Origin of the sequence: Aeribacillus sp. FSL K6-1121 (assembly GCF_038003725.1) — a bacterium.
Classification (GTDB): Bacteria; Bacillota; Bacilli; order Bacillales; family Aeribacillaceae; genus Aeribacillus; species Aeribacillus composti.
The window spans coordinates 2,939,241-2,957,127 of record NZ_JBBOPS010000001.1 but is presented as its reverse complement, the minus strand read 5'-3'; the positions used below and the strand labels follow the sequence as shown (position 1 = coordinate 2,957,127).

Annotated in this window: 15 protein-coding genes and 1 pseudogene; 14 read left to right on the top strand and 2 right to left on the bottom strand. The window is 38.5% G+C overall.

The window, feature by feature from the left end:
• Positions 1–149: 149 nt before the first annotated feature.
• Genes NSQ61_RS14355 through NSQ61_RS14345 form a run of 3 tightly spaced genes read left to right on the top strand, consistent with a single transcriptional unit; the run spans position 150 to position 2,401 of the window.
• Entirely contained in the window at positions 150–920 is a 771-nt protein-coding gene (locus NSQ61_RS14355) for an amino acid ABC transporter substrate-binding protein (protein WP_063386498.1), read from the top strand.
• Positions 921–979: 59 nt separating this feature from the next.
• A complete protein-coding gene (locus tag NSQ61_RS14350) occupies positions 980–1,639 on the top strand; it encodes an amino acid ABC transporter permease (RefSeq protein WP_063386499.1) in 660 nt (219 codons plus the stop codon).
• A gap of 15 nt (positions 1,640–1,654) precedes the next feature.
• On the top strand, positions 1,655–2,401 hold the full coding sequence (locus tag NSQ61_RS14345) for an amino acid ABC transporter ATP-binding protein (protein ID WP_066250409.1): 747 nt from the start codon (positions 1,655–1,657) through the stop codon (positions 2,399–2,401).
• Between the two features lie 399 nt (positions 2,402–2,800).
• Here the strand turns inward: NSQ61_RS14345 and NSQ61_RS14340 are convergent, their stop codons facing one another.
• A complete protein-coding gene (locus NSQ61_RS14340; RefSeq protein WP_066250413.1) occupies positions 2,801–4,096 on the bottom strand; it encodes a DUF4085 family protein in 1,296 nt (431 codons plus the stop codon).
• Between the two features lie 791 nt (positions 4,097–4,887).
• On the opposite strand from NSQ61_RS14340, the pseudogene NSQ61_RS14335 reads away from it, so the two are divergent.
• The 4 genes and pseudogenes from NSQ61_RS14335 to NSQ61_RS14320 form a co-directional block, all read left to right on the top strand.
• Positions 4,888–5,381: pseudogene (locus NSQ61_RS14335) on the top strand (short-chain dehydrogenase); the annotation flags it as partial.
• 306 nt (positions 5,382–5,687) lie between these two features.
• Positions 5,688–6,194, top strand: coding sequence for a hypothetical protein (locus NSQ61_RS14330; RefSeq protein ID WP_066250419.1), 507 nt, complete (start codon positions 5,688–5,690; stop codon positions 6,192–6,194).
• 259 nt (positions 6,195–6,453) lie between these two features.
• Entirely contained in the window at positions 6,454–6,777 is a 324-nt protein-coding gene (locus NSQ61_RS14325; protein WP_066250422.1) for a DMT family transporter, read from the top strand.
• Between the two features lie 22 nt (positions 6,778–6,799).
• The gene (locus NSQ61_RS14320) at positions 6,800–7,135 is read left to right on the top strand and encodes a DMT family transporter (RefSeq protein WP_066250425.1); all 336 of its coding nucleotides are present in this window, start codon (positions 6,800–6,802) and stop codon (positions 7,133–7,135) included.
• A gap of 62 nt (positions 7,136–7,197) precedes the next feature.
• On the opposite strand, the gene NSQ61_RS14315 is transcribed toward NSQ61_RS14320, so the two are convergent.
• The gene (locus tag NSQ61_RS14315) at positions 7,198–7,632 is read right to left on the bottom strand and encodes an acyl-CoA thioesterase (RefSeq protein ID WP_311066768.1); all 435 of its coding nucleotides are present in this window, start codon (positions 7,630–7,632) and stop codon (positions 7,198–7,200) included.
• Positions 7,633–7,962: 330 nt separating this feature from the next.
• Here NSQ61_RS14315 and NSQ61_RS14310 point away from each other — a divergent pair, with 330 nt between their 5' ends.
• The 7 genes from NSQ61_RS14310 to NSQ61_RS14280 all read left to right on the top strand — a co-directional run bounded on the left by NSQ61_RS14310 (position 7,963) and on the right by NSQ61_RS14280 (position 17,647).
• Positions 7,963–9,078: an IS4 family transposase gene (locus NSQ61_RS14310; protein ID WP_340806227.1), complete on the top strand. Its 1,116-nt coding sequence runs from the start codon at positions 7,963–7,965 to the stop codon at positions 9,076–9,078.
• A gap of 491 nt (positions 9,079–9,569) precedes the next feature.
• A complete protein-coding gene (gene rhaA, locus NSQ61_RS14305) occupies positions 9,570–10,826 on the top strand; it encodes an L-rhamnose isomerase (protein ID WP_340807415.1) in 1,257 nt (418 codons plus the stop codon).
• Positions 10,827–11,060: 234 nt separating this feature from the next.
• On the top strand, positions 11,061–12,509 hold the full coding sequence (locus NSQ61_RS14300) for an FGGY-family carbohydrate kinase (protein WP_340807414.1): 1,449 nt from the start codon (positions 11,061–11,063) through the stop codon (positions 12,507–12,509).
• Positions 12,506–13,120, top strand: a complete 615-nt coding sequence (locus tag NSQ61_RS14295; protein ID WP_340807412.1) for a histidine phosphatase family protein — start codon at positions 12,506–12,508, stop codon at positions 13,118–13,120. The genes NSQ61_RS14300 and NSQ61_RS14295 overlap by 4 nt, the downstream gene beginning before the upstream one ends.
• Before the next feature lie 69 nt (positions 13,121–13,189).
• Complete coding sequence (locus tag NSQ61_RS14290; protein WP_340807410.1) at positions 13,190–14,233, top strand: autoinducer 2 ABC transporter substrate-binding protein; 1,044 nt, start codon at positions 13,190–13,192, stop codon at positions 14,231–14,233.
• Positions 14,223–16,043, top strand: coding sequence for a sensor histidine kinase (locus tag NSQ61_RS14285; protein WP_340807408.1), 1,821 nt, complete (start codon positions 14,223–14,225; stop codon positions 16,041–16,043). Before NSQ61_RS14290 ends, NSQ61_RS14285 begins: the two co-directional genes overlap by 11 nt.
• Positions 16,043–17,647 (top strand): response regulator transcription factor, encoded by a 1,605-nt coding sequence (locus NSQ61_RS14280; RefSeq protein ID WP_340807406.1) that lies wholly within the window; start codon positions 16,043–16,045, stop codon positions 17,645–17,647. The genes NSQ61_RS14285 and NSQ61_RS14280 overlap by 1 nt, the downstream gene beginning before the upstream one ends.
• The last annotated feature ends 240 nt before the right edge of the window (positions 17,648–17,887 follow it).

Sequence of the window (17,887 nt, the reverse complement as noted above, 5' to 3'; positions counted from 1 at the left end):
AGCTTATTTGATGCAAATGTTGTCCGAACTATTGCAGATGCATTTACGGATGGTTTAATTGTGATTAGTAGTGGGGGACATTTAAATTTTTTGGACATGCAATAGGTTAAAAACAAAATGAAAATAAATTAAAGGTGGTTATCTACAGTATGAAACGATTAGCAATGTTTATTCTAACTATGGCAGCGTTATTCTCGCTCCTGATAGGATGCTCCAAATCGGAGGAAAAAGACAAAACGCTAGTAATTGGAATAGATGATAAATTTGCACCTATGGGGTTCCGGGATGAGAATAATGAAATTGTAGGGTTTGACATTGACTACGCCAAGGCAGCTGCCGAAAAAATGGGAACAAAGGTAAAATTTCAGCCGATCGATTGGAAAACAAAAGAATCTGAATTAAGCAGCGGACGGATCGATCTCATTTGGAACGGGTATACCATTACGGAGGAGCGCAAAAAGAAGGTTCTTTTTACAAAGCCTTATATGAAAAATGCACAAGTTGTGGTCACACTTGCTGATTCAAACATTTCTAAACTTGATGATCTAGAAGGCAAAGTGGTTGGTCTTCAATCTCTATCTTCTGCAGCCGATGCGTTGGATAAAAATCCGATTAAATCGAAAATCAAGACGGTTACGGAGTATGCCGACAATGTTCTGGCATTGAAGGATCTAAAGCTAAAACGTGTTGATGCAGTAGTGATTGATGAAGTTGTCATTAAATATTACATGTCGAAAGAAAAAGATACTTATAAACTGCTCGATGAATCCCTTGCACAAGAAGAATATGGAATTGGTGTTAAAAAGGGTAATGAGGAACTGCTGAATAAACTGCAAAAAGCTCTCGATGAGCTGAATGAGGACGGCACTGCCGCCGAAATCTCGCAAAAGTGGTTTGGCGAAAATAAGGTATTAAAGTAAAATAGACCAAACTTGGATTTCCTTGAGAAACCCTGTTTTGCTGTTGGAGGAATTCTTTCATGTCCGTAGATTATTTCAACTCAATCATTAAGCCGATGCTGCTAGGCGCACAGATGACGGTTCTCCTGTTTTTGATCGTCATTGTGTTGTCAATTCCGCTCGGCTTCATACTAACACTTGCTGTAAGAAGCAGGTTTAAGCCTTTATCGTGGCTTACACAGATTTATATATATGTGATGCGGGGCACCCCATTGCTGCTTCAGCTGCTTTTTATATGTTTTGGACTGCCGATGATCCCTGTGATCGGAGATTATTTGGTATTAGACCGCTTTGTCGCAGCTTGTTTGGGTTTTATATTGAACTATGCTGCATATTTTGCCGAGATTTTCCGCGGCGGTTTGCTGGCTATTGATAAAGGTCAGTATGAGGCATCACAAGTCCTAGGCTTGAATAAATGGCAGACGATGACGCGAATCATACTTCCACAAATGTTCCGCATCGCACTTCCTGCCGTCGCTAACGAATCGGTTACACTAGTTAAGGATACCGCACTGCTCTATGCTGTTGCCGTACCAGAATTATTACACTATGCACAGACTGCTGTGAACCGTGATTTTACAATCGTGCCTTTCTTCATCGCAGGCATTATTTATCTGATCATGACGCTCTTATTAACTGTTCTCTTTAAGTGGCTCGAACGACGGTTCAAATTTGATTAAAAAGGAGTAGTGAGTGTGGTTCTCATTGAAGTATCCAACCTCAAAAAATCATATGGCAAGTTGGATGTATTAAAACAGATAACATTTGATGTTAACAAGAACGACGTAATTGCTGTGATCGGACCATCTGGCTCTGGTAAAAGTACAATGCTCCGTAGCCTAGTCCATCTTGAGGAAATTGACGGAGGCAGCATTTGTATATCCGGGGATTATTTGGTGAAGGACGGGATTTACTCAAAACCGCAGGAGATTAAGCGGATCACCTCTAAGATGGGAATGGTTTTCCAACATTTCAATCTCTTTCCTCACCTCACGGTTAAAGAAAATTTGGAACTTGCTCCTAGGCTAGTAAAGAAGGAGTTAAATGCGGAAATTGAACGACGCAGCACAGAACTTCTGAAGAAAATCGGGCTCTCCGATCGGGCATCAGCTTATCCTGCAAAACTTTCGGGCGGTCAAAAACAAAGAGTCGCCATTGCTCGTGCGCTTATGATGAACCCTGAAATCCTGCTGTTTGATGAACCTACTTCCGCCTTGGACCCGGAGTTAACCGGCGAAGTACTGCAAGTAATGAAGCAGCTGGCTGAAGAGCACATGACGATGATTGTGGTGACACATGAGATGGGGTTCGCCAAGGAGGTTGCAAACCGAGTCATTTTCATGGACAACGGGGAAATCATCGAATCCGGACTTCCGACTGAGATTTTTACAAACCCGAAGTTTGAACGAACGAAAGCTTTCTTGAACCGCAGTTTGAAATAATCCGGGACGCTGTCTATTAGTAGATTACTTGACACTTGCTACTTAAAATAAATAGTAACTGATCAACAAATAAAACGTACTTTTAGCACACCCCAAATCCGTTTTAAATAAAACATATTAAGATTAGCAGCACAGACTACGGCCAAGTCTGTGCTGCTATTTTTGTACGCCCGGCAGAGTGTAATAATCTCTAGGGTGAAAGCCCCGAGCCGTGAAGGCAGAAGTAACGGTACGTACGGTGGTGTGAGAGGTCGGGGGTTAGTCACCCCCTCCTACTCGATTAGTAGAAGCGGTGAAAAGGTCATGAGCCCCGGAACCATAAGTTTGTTGTACAAATTCATTCGATGGGGTATGGAGCAGGATCATTTAGAAAGAGCCTTGCCTTTTTAGCATTCGTTCCTAAGTGCTTTTTCTCAGTTTATTGATGAATTGCTCAGACAAAATGTTGAAGGAAAGAATATGGTCCATATACACTTCACCGATTAGTTGTATCTCTTCATTTTCATGCTGTAAAGAATATGGGAGAGTTTTTTCTATTAATGGTATATGTTTTTCTGGTTCTTGAACAATGGTGTTCCATGCACGTATGATCAGCTCTAAGTCTTCACTGAACAGTGCGCTTTCCAATTCTTCCGTCGGTAACGGCTCTGATAATAGGGGCATTTCATCCACGAACTGTTTTGAATAAAGTCCTTCTAAAAATTTTTCAAAGTTTTCAGCTAGCTCCTCTGTATTTGCACCAAGATAAAATATTTTCTGAGTTTCAAGGTGAAGGACAATATTTCCATTGGTACAAACTGCAATCGGGATGACGCTGCCTTCTAATTTCAATTCCTCAAGAGATAAAAAGCGGTCGATTTCTATAGCTTCCTTTTCCGTTAAAAAATACATTTTCTCCGCTTCTCCTTCGTGTAAAGCAGTCACGAAAGACGCATACTGATCCGGCAGTTTGTAAGGAAGACTATGTCTCTCTTTTTTTGCTTTATGGCGGCTATGATTTTCCTTCTCAAATTCCTGATCGTGGTGAAAAATTTGTGTTTTATAAAAATGGGTAATGGAAAATTGTTTTGCAGCTACCTTCCATTCCGTCATCGGATTGTCAAATAAAACACTTAAGATGAAGCTTTTGTTATTAAGATCCCCTTCTTCATAAAGCCAAAACATACCTGGTGTTAAAGGTATTTCGGATTGTTCCTCCTTGATTCCAGTAATCTCAATAACGATGGCATCCCCCTTGCTGAAACTGCCTTCCCCATTTAACGTTAATCTGAGTGCATCGTAATCGCGATGGATATATTGTAATTCTGCGTCATGTAATCCATCTTCCAAAATGCTGATCAGCTCTTCCGGCAGATTTTCGCGAATATGTTCAAAATGATTATTCGCTTCATCTAACACTTTTTCGCATTCCTCAATTTTAGCCTTCAACCAAATGATGAGTTCGTCCCGCACTTCCTTTGGCAGTGTCGGCTGATTAATGGTGCCGTCCAGAATATAGGGATGAAATGTTTCCGGCAATGTTTGCAATAATTCGTCTTTAATAGATTCAAGATCTTGCCGCAAATAGTCGTAAACATCCTCGCCGTCTTCTTCAAAGCTTTTGATAAAATCCATCCATTCTTCATCAGACTCGGGAATTGTAAGCAGGTGCGCCTTCTGCATTTTGTCATACCATTCTTTTGTAAAAAATTTCATTATATCTCTCCTTATATGCTATCTGCCATTTTTCCTCATATAATGAATTCACTTCTTATAAGCGTTTCACCTGCTAAAAAGGAGAAATTTAACAAAATAGGTGATGGGGGTGTCTAATAATTCGTTTTTACGGCTTATTGACGCCCCCATTAATGTTTTAGAAACGTTGATATATCGGTGTTTATGATTTTTTGTTTTCAATGGGGATCTGACTTTCTGGACAGCCCCATGATTGTACAGAAAAATATCCGGTTTTAACGGGCAGGATATAAAAAAGAATTACTATCATGCATCTGAACTTAAAAGTAATTACTGTACAGAAATAGTTAAACTAATAGTTGAATAAATTCAAGTTCTATACTTACTAGACAACATCTTTCAAGCCTAACTGATCTGACGCGAAGAGAAATAGTTCGTCTACTGCCTCTCATGACCGAACAGTATGGGAATTGGCGGAACCTTTTTGATATGTCTTTAGCAGCTTTGCTAAGCATATCAAAACATTAGAACGGTCAGCCCTGCTTGAAAGGACTGTGCAAGGACGAACGCATATTTGTCGTCTTACCTCCAAATCGTTTTCTACTGCTACAGATGGCTTCGATTTTATGAACGTTTTTGGAACAGACAGTTTGACGTTCTTGAACATGAGCTGAATAAAGCAAAAAAGGAGAAAAAATAAAGTATTTGCAACAAATTCATTATTTTGTAAAGGGTGATGAGAATGGTTAGTACATCTACAATAACCTTAACGATGAAACGTTCTTTTGATGCCTCTGCAGATAGAGTATTTGACGCTCCACTTTGCATTACCCCTGTTAATCCGAAATAAGAACGGGCTGGTCGTTGAGATAACGGATGGCACGGCAGAATACAACGAGAAAAACTACCGTTTATCACTGTTCTACGATCTAGCCAAGATGTCTGTCATTCGTATGGTAAAGTCTTTAGTCCATAAGCTTTTACCATATCAATGCACCGCCGTAGCAGACTCCGGGTTGGATGCGTTCTGAAATTATGCTTGATCACTATGGTATGACAGAAGAAAACTGGCGTGATGCCCTTGTAAAGGAACCCCAATTCATCATCTCGGAAACGCCGCGTTTTGCCGGCCGCTTTAGCCGGTGATCCGAAGGTTGCTCGCTGGAACGGTCAATCTGTGTCAAGCGGTCAGCTCGCGCAAGTGTATGGTTTTTATGATCTTGATGGCTCACAGCCAGATGCCTGGCGATATATCGGAGAAGTACAGGATGCTGGAAAGCCAGCGAATGCTTCCGAGTACCACTAACGGGAAGCGATAGCTCGATATGCACCGCAGTGCGGATCTTTATTTTCATGTTTAAAAAAGTGTCCAAGAAGTCGAACTTGATCACCAGGCGCATGTTCGGCTTCTTCTTTTGTGGAAAATTGATGATATCTTCTATTCTCTCGAAGCCTTGTAGCTGTATGGGAGTCGAAGGGTGAGGGGGGAGAAGGTGGATAGATAAGAGGAAGAAAGAATGATGAAAACCTGTGATAAAATATGCGTAGAAGGAAATTCTTTTTCAATTAATGGGAAGCAGTATAAAGGATTTGACAAAGATGGAGAGAAAAAATGACTTATTCGTTTATTTTTAAAGATTCATTTATGGATTTAACGAAAACTCGTATCCGTGAAATACAGACTGATGAAGAAGTGTTGCTTCATCCTAAATGGAGCTTTCCAATTGGAAAGTATTCGTTTTTTTCTGGAAAAGAAGAATATAAGGCAATATCTACAAAAGAACATTTCATACATAACGCCTTTGTTGTGCTTCAACCAGACGGAAAAGAAATTGTACGAATTAAAAATTTGTCACTTCATAAGAAAAAATCTATTTTTAAAGAGCTTCGAATGGTTTATAGCCAGAACAGCTTTCATATAAACTCTACTCTTGCATTTAAAACGATAACGATTAGTAATGGAAAAGAGGTCATTCTGACAGCGAACAAAATTTCTTCGATATTTAAAAATCTTTTAGAAATGTATGATTACGAAGTTCAAGTTCATCAAACGATGAACTTACCATTTATAGTGTGGGTGGCCATTTTCAAGGGGATCCATTTATTGATTAGACGTTAGATCCATTGTAAAAATCTCCTTGGACCTTTCTGGAATTCCTTTTTTTCTAACTCTTCTCCACGTAATGTTGCGGACATGATTTTTCCTAGTATTTTGTACTAGTTGCTGGTGAAAAGACGAGAGTCTGCGTGCATGACTGTGAGTAAGCGATGGATTGGATTTTATCAGGTCAGTCAAAACGTATTTTTCAAAGACTATCAAATTGTTATATCAAAAAGGACAAAAGTGCGAAGGACCGTTAAGTTTTAGGAGGATTCACATGAAGGAATATGTAATTTTGGCAGTAGCCATCATAAGTGAAGTATTTGCAAGTTCAATGCTGAAAGTATCAAATGGATTTAAAAAGTTGTTTCCTTCCATCGGAGTCGTAATGGGGTATGGTGCAGCTTTTTATCTCTTATCTTTATCTCTAAAAGCAATACCGCTTGGTACGGCTTATGCGATATGGTCAGGCGTCGGTACGGCTTTAACTGCATTAGTCGGTGTTATCTTTTATAAAGAAAGTATTGATCTTAAAAAATGTTTAGGCTTAGTTCTAATCATTTGTGGAGTGGTTGTTTTGAAACTCAGCAGTTCTCATTAACGATGAGAGAGGAGGCAATTGTATGAAAGGTTATATCGCATTAGGAATTTCTATTATCAGCGAAGTATTTGGTACGACAATGCTTAAATTGTCAGATGGATTTACAAGTTTTTTCCCTTCCATTGGTGTTATAGTTGGTTATGGATTATCTTTTTATTGTTTGTCGTTATGTCTTAAGACAGTTCCGTTAAGCTTGGCCTACGCGATTTGGTCGGGGCTGGGGACAGCTTTTACAGCGTTAATTGGTGTTCTAGTATGGCGGGACCCATTTAATATTATTACATTAGTTGGTCTAGTATTGATCATTGGCGGGGTGATTTTATTAAATGCTCCAAAAAGTCCAGATAAAGTTTTATAAAACTGACCCCCTGTCTGAAGGGCGCAAGGAGTCAGCTATAGGTCTAAACGTTTGTATTTCGTTTATAGGCTGACTGCCGGTTCGTATTCTTTAATTCGCTGACGGACGAAATCAGGAATCGCTCTCGATTTTCCAGCGGCGGCATCATAATTGACATAGATCACTTCAGCCTGAACCAGCGGGTCTTTTTCTCCCGCTTTTGTGATGATAAACTCCATTGTCAGGCTAGAGCCGCCAATTCGTGATGTTCGGCACCAGATCTCAAGCGTATCTTTAAAACGGGCTGGCTTTTTATATTCCAGCGTTGATTTGACCATTGCAATATCAAATATATTTTCTTGGGCAAGCTCCTCGAGATCCCGCCCAAACACTTCCTCAAAATAGTCAATAACCGCAACGTCAATATATGTCAAGTAATGGGCGTTAAAGACAATTTTTTGTCCGTCAATTTCTGAGTAGCGCACCCGCAGGCGGTGTGAAAAACGGAATCCTTCCATTATGTACCCTCCTGAAAAAATGTTATTTTCATTATATAATGAAAATTCTATCAATTAAAGCGGGAAATAAGACTTTGTAAAGAAGTTCGAAATAAGCTGAGCATCTGTCAAAAATTCAAACATTGATGCTAAAGTTGCGTTCACCTCTTTGATTAGGACAGAGGTAGGAAATAACATAAAGAACAAAAATCACTAGCATTGCACTAATTAAATCTGATGATTCAAAATACTAAGAATGTTCAATTTTTTATTGATTTCGAAACAAAAAAATCCTTTACAATGGAAGTACAGGTGGTTCCTGTCCAAATCCAATCGTAAAGGATAACCATTATGGACAAGAATACACTAATTTCATCATTTGGTAAATGGGTTTCACCCATAAATATTCAAAAACTTAGCGAACAAGTCAAAGAATTGAAACAGGACTATTACACAAAAAAGCTGACAACAGAAGCCTATATTAAACTTTTATTGGTAGCCCAGCTGCTCGAATTTACGAGCTTAGAGGAAATGAGTGATGCACTTGTAGACGAAGATCTTCAAAAAGCACTCGGATTTGAATCGATAAGTGCCTCTCAGCTATCCCGAAAAAACAATCAGATCAACCCACTAATTCTTGCAAATTTGTTCTTGGATCTTGTTTGGAAAATTCAACGGCACCATTATCAAAACGGAAAGAATATGCCACTGAAAATCATTGATTCAAGTACACTCCCGTTGAATTTGACCCATTATAAATGGGCAAAATTCCGTAAAACAAAAGCTGGTGTAAAGCTACACTTACGGCTCGTTTTCATGGATAAAGACACCGTCTATCCTGAAAAAGCAGTGATTACGACAGCAAAAGAACATGACCGAAATCAACTCGAAGTCCTAGTGGATGATCAAGAAGCCATGTATGTGTTTGACCGCGGTTATGTGGACTATGAACGTTTTGATCGGATGACAGATGATGGCTATTTCTTCGTTTCAAGACTGAAGAAAAACGCAGTCATTCGTGAAGTCTATACATTTTCACTTCCTGATGATTGTCACGTTCTATCCGATAAAATGGTCTACATTGGTACCACACAAAATCGTACTGAAAATGTCTTTCGTCTACTAGAAGTTACGGACACAAAAGGGAACTTACTTCGTTTCATCACCAACCGATTTGATTTAAAACCAGAAGAGATAAGTGATATTTACCGATCTCGCTGGGCTATTGAGCTCTTTTTCAAATGGCTCAAGCAACACGTGGAAATTAAGCACTTTTATGGGATGAGTGAAACAGCTATTCAAAATCAAATTTTCTTAGCCCTTATCACGTATTGCTTACATGTTCTCATTCAATTGGAGATGAAAAGTAAGAAATCTCTACTTCGAATTACTCGTTGGTTAAAGAGAGCTCTGTGGAAACCAGCTTATGTTTGGTTGCGAAAATTTGATGGGCGAGCCAGTCCATAATCTCCCTTTTGTCGTTGTCCCTCTGGTTTAACTGTATATATTTACCAAATGGGCAGTGCCACCTTTCTTTAGGTTTTGTCTTTTTGGCACAAATTCACAAAAATTAATTAACAGAAAATTCTAACTATATTTATGCAATGCTAATGAACAAAAATAAAAAAATATATTCAATAACAAACAAAAGTGTTATATAATTGAAATTACAGTAAAAACCAACTAGTATGTTTGGAATATTTTTATATTTATGCAAAAAGCGAAAATAAAAAATGTCATGAACTCTTCCCCCTTTCCTTGGCGCCGACGCTGGCATTTATCAAGCTAAAGAATTTAATTTGTCCAAAGGTGAAGGAATGTTCGACAGTTAGTGAAGAAAATTGAAACCGTTTACTTTAAAATTTCTAAATTTTCATAACAGTTCATAAAAACAGCATAAGGTACATTCATAATGTATTAGAAAAAAGTACTAGTTTACTAAAGGAGATGGATAATTTATGGTTATAAAAGAATCTTTTGAGCTAGCAAGGCAAGTCTATGAAAAATGGGGAATAAATATTGAAGAAGTATTAGAAAACTTGCAGCAAGCGTCAATCTCTATCCATTGCTGGCAAGGTGATGACGTAAAAGGATTTGAAGCAGATGCAAGCGAGCTTTCAGGGGGGATTGATGTAACAGGAAATTATCCGGGGAAGGCAAGAAATGCTGAAGAATTAAGGCAGGATTTAGAGAAAGCGCTGTCATTAATTCCAGGAAAACATCGTGTCAACCTACACGCCATTTATGCAGAAACAAATGGTGAAAAAGTGGAAAGAGATCAGTTAGAACCGAAACATTTTGAAAACTGGGTTAATTGGGCGAAAAAAATTGGTATAGGGCTGGATTTTAATCCTACCTTATTTTCGCATGAAAAAGCAGCAGATGGACTGACGTTGTCTCATCCTGATCCGGGAATTAGAGAATTTTGGATCAACCACTGTATTAGGAGCCGAAAAATCGGTGAGTACTTTGGCAAGGAGCTTGGAACACCATGCTTAACAAATATATGGATTCCGGACGGCTATAAGGACATTCCAAGCGACCGATTGACTCCAAGGAAGCGATTAAAAGAATCATTGGATAAAATTTTTAGTGTAGAGATCAATGAGAAATATAATTTGGATGCAGTCGAAAGCAAATTGTTTGGAATAGGATCTGAGTCTTTTGTTGTCGGCTCGCATGAATTTTATCTAGGGTACGCCTTACAAAATAATAAAATATATTTATTAGATACAGGTCATTTTCATCCTACTGAAACAGTCTCAAATAAAATTTCATCGATTTTGCTTTATAGCGACAGGCTTGCTTTACACGTATCGAGACCGGTTCGGTGGGACAGCGACCATGTCGTGATTTTGGATGATGAATTGCGTGAAATAGCGCTTGAAATCGTGCGCAATGATGCGCTGCATAAGGTTTTAATCGGACTTGATTTCTTTGATGCCAGCATCAATCGTCTTGCTGCATGGGTCATTGGAACGCGTAATATGATTAAAGCTTTATTATATGCAATGCTTATGCCGCATGAATATTTAAAGCAATTGCAAGAAAAGGGAAACTTTACGGAAAGATTGGCGGTTATGGAGGAATTTAAAACTTATCCTTTCGGTGCAATTTGGGATTATTATTGTGAGAAAATGAATGTTCCTGTAAGAGAAGAATGGTTAAAAGAAATTCAAAAATATGAGGAGGAAGTATTAACTAAGAGACAGTAGTCGTAAATATGGCAAGAGTATGAATTCTCTTGCTGCTCAAATTAGCCGATCAGTGAATTAAAAGAGCTGAAAAATTATAAAGACTTCGTGGATTAAGGAAAGCTTCACTCCTAATGGAGAAAATAAAGTAAATATAGGAAGTGCTCGATTCGGCAATTTCACTTAATAGCTTTAGCATCCGAAGCATCAGTAGATAATAGAAAGAGAAAAAAATGTGTGGCAGAGGTTGATGAAATGAACAAATCACAGCCAATTTTTATAGGAATTGATATTGGAACACAGGGCATTCGCACAATTGCAATCGGTTATAACGGAACTATTTATGCAGCCAGTACTGTAACTTTTAACTTGGCGAAAGGAAACGAGTTAAGAATGGAGCAATCGCCGTTTATGTGGTGGCAGCATACCGCTGAATCTATTCGACAAGTAGCAAATAGTTTGAAGGAGCAAAAAATTCTTAATCAAGTTGTTTCCTTGTCTGTCACTTCCACATCAGGTACTGTAATTCCCCTTGATAAACAATATGAACCGCTATACAATGCCTTAATGTACAGCGACAGCAGGTCAGCATCTGAGGCAGCGCTTTGCAGAGAGGCTGCCTTTGCAGCAGGGCATTATACGGCATTTTCCAGCTCGTATGGTTTGCCGAAAATTGTTTGGTTCCATAAACATTTTCCGCAAATAGCAAAGGATGTATGTTTATGGGCGCATCCTACTGACTATATTATCGGGAAATTAACGGGAAAATGGGGAATAACCGATTATACGAGTGCATTTAAAAGCGGTTATGATTTAAATAATGAAAAATGGCCGGAATATATTGAAAAAACTTTAAAAATACCTGTTAAATCACTTCCAGTCGTATTGCCTTCAGCGACTTTTGCCGGGAAAGTGTCAAAGGAATGTATGGAGGAAACAGGGTTGCCAGAAAATGTAAGCGTTACACTCGGGCTGACTGACGGTTGTGCGTCGCAGTTCGCATCCGGTTCATTATCACCTGGAAACTGGAACACGACAATTGGCACAACTTTAGTAATAAAAGGGATTACATACGAGCCCATAATAGATGAGAAGGGAATACTTTATAACCATCGCCATCCAGATGGATATTGGATGCCGGGCGGTGCGAGCAACACAGGGGGAGATTGGATTTCAATTGATTATTCAAAAGATGAATTAGCTTATTTAAACAGTAAAGCATATGAATATTTCCCAAGCCGGTGGATTTCGTATCCGCTCCGGCAAAAGGGAGAGCGTTTTCCTTTTGTATTTCCTGACATACAAGGCTTTGACGAACCAGGTTTAACAAAAGAACAGCTCTTTATTTCCCGTTTAGAAGGTGTTGCCTATCTTGAAAGAATGGCTTACGAGATGATTGAAAAGCTGTCAAGTGAGAAAGTGAAGGCTGTCTTTACAGCAGGCGGAGGAAGCAGCAGTGATGTATGGCTGACTATACGGAGCAATGTCTTAAAGAAGCCTATTATTAAAATGAAGCATAGCGACGGTGCTATTGGGGCTGCGATTGTTGCAGCAGCTTCATATTTTGGAAGTATTCAAGAAGCCGGGGAGAGCATGCTGAAAAGAGAAAAAGAGGTGATGTTTGAAGAACATATAAGTGAACAATATGAAGAAGGATATGAACGCTTTATTCAAGCACTTAAAAAGAGAGGAGTTGTGCTGTGACAAGATTTTTCCTTTTGCGCCATGGAGAAACGGAATGGAATCGGGATGGCAACAAATATTGCGGAAGGACGGATGTTTCACTGTCAGAGCAAGGGATTAAGCAGGCGGAAGCAGCAGCTAAAGCGCTGAAGCACGTAAAGTTTCACGCGGTCTTTTCTTCAACTCTAGTAAGAGCATCGGCAACAGCTGCAATTATAAGCAAAGAGTTTGGTTTGCCAGTTATTGAAGATCAGCGTCTTGTAGAAATTGACTTCGGGAAATGGGAAGGAAAAACGGTACAAATGATTGAGAGAGAACATAAGGATTCATGGACAGATTGGTTAACGAATCCGGCAGAGTGTTTTGCCGGGGAAACGGGAGAATCTGCAAGTCAAGTTTATAATCGGATCCAATCTTTTTTTGAAGAGGCATCGAAAACATATCCAGATAAAAATGTGCTTGTTGTAGCTCATAACACAGTAAACCGTATTGCTGCAACGCAATGGTTTGGATTACCTTTTTCGCATTACCGCAAAATAAAAATGGACAATACAGGGGTTTCTATTATTGAATATCACGGTAAAGGAAAGGCATCCATTATTCAATGGAACAGTATTTTGCATCTTCTTTGAAGCAGGAAGTTTCCGATAAGCATCAAATCGATCTTAAAAAATTTCCTTTTCGGAAAGGTATGGAGAAAATTGAACAAAACGTTTAAGTTTTTCGCCCTTGCTTTTTTCCTGTTCCTTTTGGCATCCTGCTCTTTATCAAAAGAATATGAGGTTATTTATGTAGATAAACCAACTGAACAAATGAATCATGAAAGCAACAGGAATCATGAACATGAGATTGTCATTGGACTTGTTCCTAAAATCGCTAATATTCCTTATTTTTTAGCAGCAAAGGAAGGAGCCTTAGAAGCAGCGAAGGATTTGAATGTTACAGTCATCTATAAAGGGCCATCTGCGGCAACCGCAGAGGAACAAACTGCCGTTATTCATGAGCTGATAGAGCAGAAAGTAGATGTGATTGCTGTTTCAGCAAATGACCCGAAAAAATTGGGTACGGTTCTGCAGCAGGCCCGTGAAAAAGGGATAAAAGTCATCACTTGGGATGCAGACACAGACGCAAAATATCGTGACTTTTTTGTCAATATGGTCGATGCCGAGCAAATGGGAAGACATATTATGGATCTTTTAGCATTAGAAATGGGAGAAAGGGGGAAATACGTTATTTTGACCGGCTCGCCGACTGCTGCGAATTTAAACAATTGGATTAGGTGGTTAAAGGTGCAGCAAGAAGAATATTATCCAGAATTAGAGCTGCTCGATGTGGAGTATGCGAATGAAGATATTCACAAAGCTTACAATTTAACAGTTAACCTATTAAAAAAATACGATGATCTAAAAGGGATCATTGGTATATCGACAGTGAACCCGCCTGCTATTGCGCAGGCGTTAAAGGATTACGGAAAATCTGGAGACATTAAAGTTGTTGGAACATCGACTCCGAACATGACAAGACCATATTTGAAAGAGGATGTGCTGCAAACCATCACATTATGGAGCCCGCAAAAGCTCGGTTATTTAACCATTGCGTTAGCCAAAAACTTAGTGTTGGAGGATTTGCCGTATGATGGACAGTTTGTGGAGAATATAGGGAATATTAGTTTTGACGGCGACATGGTGATTATGGGACAGCCAATCGATTTTACAAAAGAGAATGTGGATCAATATGATTTTTAAGAGAAGAAACGATTCCAGCCGAAAATCTTTGTCTTTAACACATAAACTAATTATTTCCTATGTTCTGCTGACTGTTATTCCAATGGCTTTGCTTGGTCTTTTAGCGTATTCGCAGTATACATCCTCTATCGAGAAAGAAGTCGGAAAATACACTCCGCGATTATTAAAGCAAGTGAATAATAATATCGAAAGTGAAATCAGGAAATTGGAAGCGCTTCCAAATCTAGTGTATAATTCGAGCGATGTGATGACAATATTACGGGAATCGGAAGAAACTACCCAATCTAAAAGACTCCGAGATAAGTATATTGTTGAAAGCTATTTAACAAGAACATACTTGCGAAACCACACAGACAATATTTTAGGAGTGTTCCTTATATCGAAGAACCGTGTTTTTTCAAGCACTACTTTACCTTATGAGAATTTTGGCTTTCATGACGGTTCGTTGCCATATTTGAATTCTTTAAGCAAAGTTGGAAGTATGGAAGTAGTGTTATCAAGTCAAATTAACTTGACTTTTGAAGGGTCTCCTTCCTATTTTATGCTAATAAAAGAAATCACCGACTTCGATAATAGAAAAAAGCTGGGAACAATATATATTGTGGTAGATGTAACATTCATAGAGCAGTTCGCTAAGGATTTGCTGCATGAAAAAGATGCGGAAGTATGGATGATGACGAAGGACGGAATGATTATATATCATTCAGATCGCTCCAAAATCGGCACAATCGATAAGAGAATTGACAAATATCCAATTTTAAACGGCAGCTTTACTATAAAAAAGAACGGCGAGCGCCTGCTGGTCAGCTTAAATGAGTCGAGTGTATTGCCGTGGGTGATGGCTCATAGCATGCCAATAAAAAATTTAACAGAAACAACGGATTTAGTAAGAAACGTGACAATCCTCATTTTCATAGCGTTTGCCCTAATAACGACCGCCATTTCCATATTCTTTGCAATGAATGTAACCCGTCCTTTAAATAATTTAAGCAAAATGATGAAGGAAGTTGAAAAAGGAGATTTAAGCGTTAATATACCTGTTCATTCAAATGATGAAGTCGGGCAGCTGGCTAAAAGCTTTAATTCAATGCTGATGGAAATTCGCGAGCTGATTAAGCAGAAATATAATGTAGAGCTTAAACAAAAAACAGCCGAATTATATGCATTGCAATCTCAAATTAATCCTCATTTTATGTATAACACATTAGAAACAATTAGCATGTCCGTCGAAGAAGAAAAAACAGAAGATGTTGTAACAATGCTGACTTTGCTTGGAAGAATGCTTCGGTATTCTTTAAATAACAAAGATAAATTAGTCACGATACGGAATGAACTGCAGCATATAGAAGATTATTTGCGCATACAGAAATTCCGGTTTGAAGAACGACTGCACTTTGAAATTGAAAAAGAAGAGAAATTACTAGAATACTATATTCCTAAATTTGTGCTGCAGCCAATCATTGAAAACTCAATCAAATACGGACTTGAAAAACAGAAAGAGCTGAAAGTGAAAATTTCAGTTTGTGAAGAGCATCCGGACCTCATTTTAACTGTTTTGGACAGCGGTCCTGGAATCGCCAAGGAAAAGCTGGAAGAGTTAAATGAAAGATTGATGGCTGATCCAATGTTAGGAAGGGATTCCGGTATAGGAATTATCAATGTAAATGCCAGAATTACAATGATTTTTGAGGATCAATACAGATTATCGATTACTAGTCATGTAAATAAAGGTACTATGATTAAAATTCGAATACCAAAAATAAACGCCTATCAAGCAAACCAGCTTCTTTTGAAAGGAGGAGGTGATTAATGATCACGGATCAGGTAAAGGTTGTAATTGTCGATGACGAGCCGCGGATTAGACAGGGGCTGGAAAGACTAATTAAAAAGTTTAGGCCAAACTGGCACATTTGCGGGGTATTCTCAGATGGGGATGAGGCTTTTAGAGAAATTCATGAAAAAATTGGCGCCTTCGATCTTATATTTACCGATGTGCAAATGCCGATTATAAACGGATTGGAATTAATTAGTCTACTGAAAGAAAAAGGGTATAACTTTTATTCCATTATTATCAGCGGGTATGATGATTTTAAATATGTCCAGACAGCACTGCGGGAAGGGGCAATTGATTACATTTTAAAACCGATAGATCGAGAGAATTTTGAATCCCACTTACAAAAAGCAGAGGAGCTTATAGTAACTGACAAGAAAAACAAAAGACTAATCGAAGAGGCTGAAGAAATTCAAACAAAATTGACGTATGAAAAGCAAATCCAATTATTAAGCGATACAACGGCAGTTGAAAATATGGATGTGTCGTATTTGGACTGGACACGTGATTTTCCAGATGGAAAGTATAACTTGCTTTATATCGGTATAGATAATGCGTTTTCTAAAAACGGCTTCGAAAATAAGGGTGAATGGAAGAAATGGGATGTCATCATCAAAGAATTGATTCGAAAATCGTTTATAAAGGAACGCAATTGGATATGGAAAAACAACCAATATTCGTATTGGGTGCTTATTTATAACGGGGAAGAGGCGAAGATTGAACAAAGCTGTTTGTCGCTCAAAACAACCATTCAGAGGACAACGCCTTTTACGGCATCGATTGCTTTCGGACAGCCATTTGTGGATTTATCAATGTTAGTGGATGTGAAGAACGAGCTGCGAGAGGCAATGAAATATAGGATGATTCAAGGAGGGAATAAGCTTTTTAAAACGGAATCTTTAAAGCACCTTACTTATAATAAGATTACGGATGTTCCGCCGGCAGTGTACAAATGGGCTGAACAAACGGTTGAAGCAATGGAATATGAAGAGCAAACTGTTTTAACAGCAATCAACTCATTTTTTGACGAGCTTAAAAAAATGACCTCACCTTTTTTGCTTCAAGAATCAGTTCGTTATTTGTGCATCCGGGTCATAAACCAATGGATACAGGATGATGGGATTAGCGAGCTTCCTACACTGCTTAGCGAGGCGTTTTCGATTACGGATGAACCGGCTTCCTTTTCTGTTTTGAGACAGGAAATGATTAACTGGATCATGAAAATTAGAAAAATGAGAGAATATTATCGGAAAAATACAATTGACCCAATTGTTAAAGCAAAAGAATGGATTCATTCTAATCTTGGCGAAAATATTACCATTAAACGTATTGCGGAACATGTTCATTTAAACCCAACCTACTTTTGCGAATACTTTAAAAATCAGACAGGAGAAACAGTTCTGGATTATGTAACGAATGCGAGAATTCAAAAGGCGAAACAATTATTGGCTGCTACGGAAATGAAAATTTATGATATAGCTGTTCATGTCGGATATCAAGATGCAAAATATTTCAGCAGATTATTCAAACAATGGACCGGCTTATTACCGTCGCAATACAGGGAAAAACGGGGGAGCTTTTAAAAGGACGCACTGAAGGCGTTGAAAACTGATCGTTGAAATACAAAAATACTTGAAACCTTTTTAAAAGAACGTACTGAAGACGGTTGGCACATACCGAACTTTGTATCGGCAGCTGTGCTGAATTTGTTTTCAGTACGTTTTTTATTTTTTTTAAATTTCCTGAATATTGTCACACCAATCCGAATTTTAACTCCTATCCATAAGTAAGCGATTTCATTAATATGTTTATAAAAAGAAAAC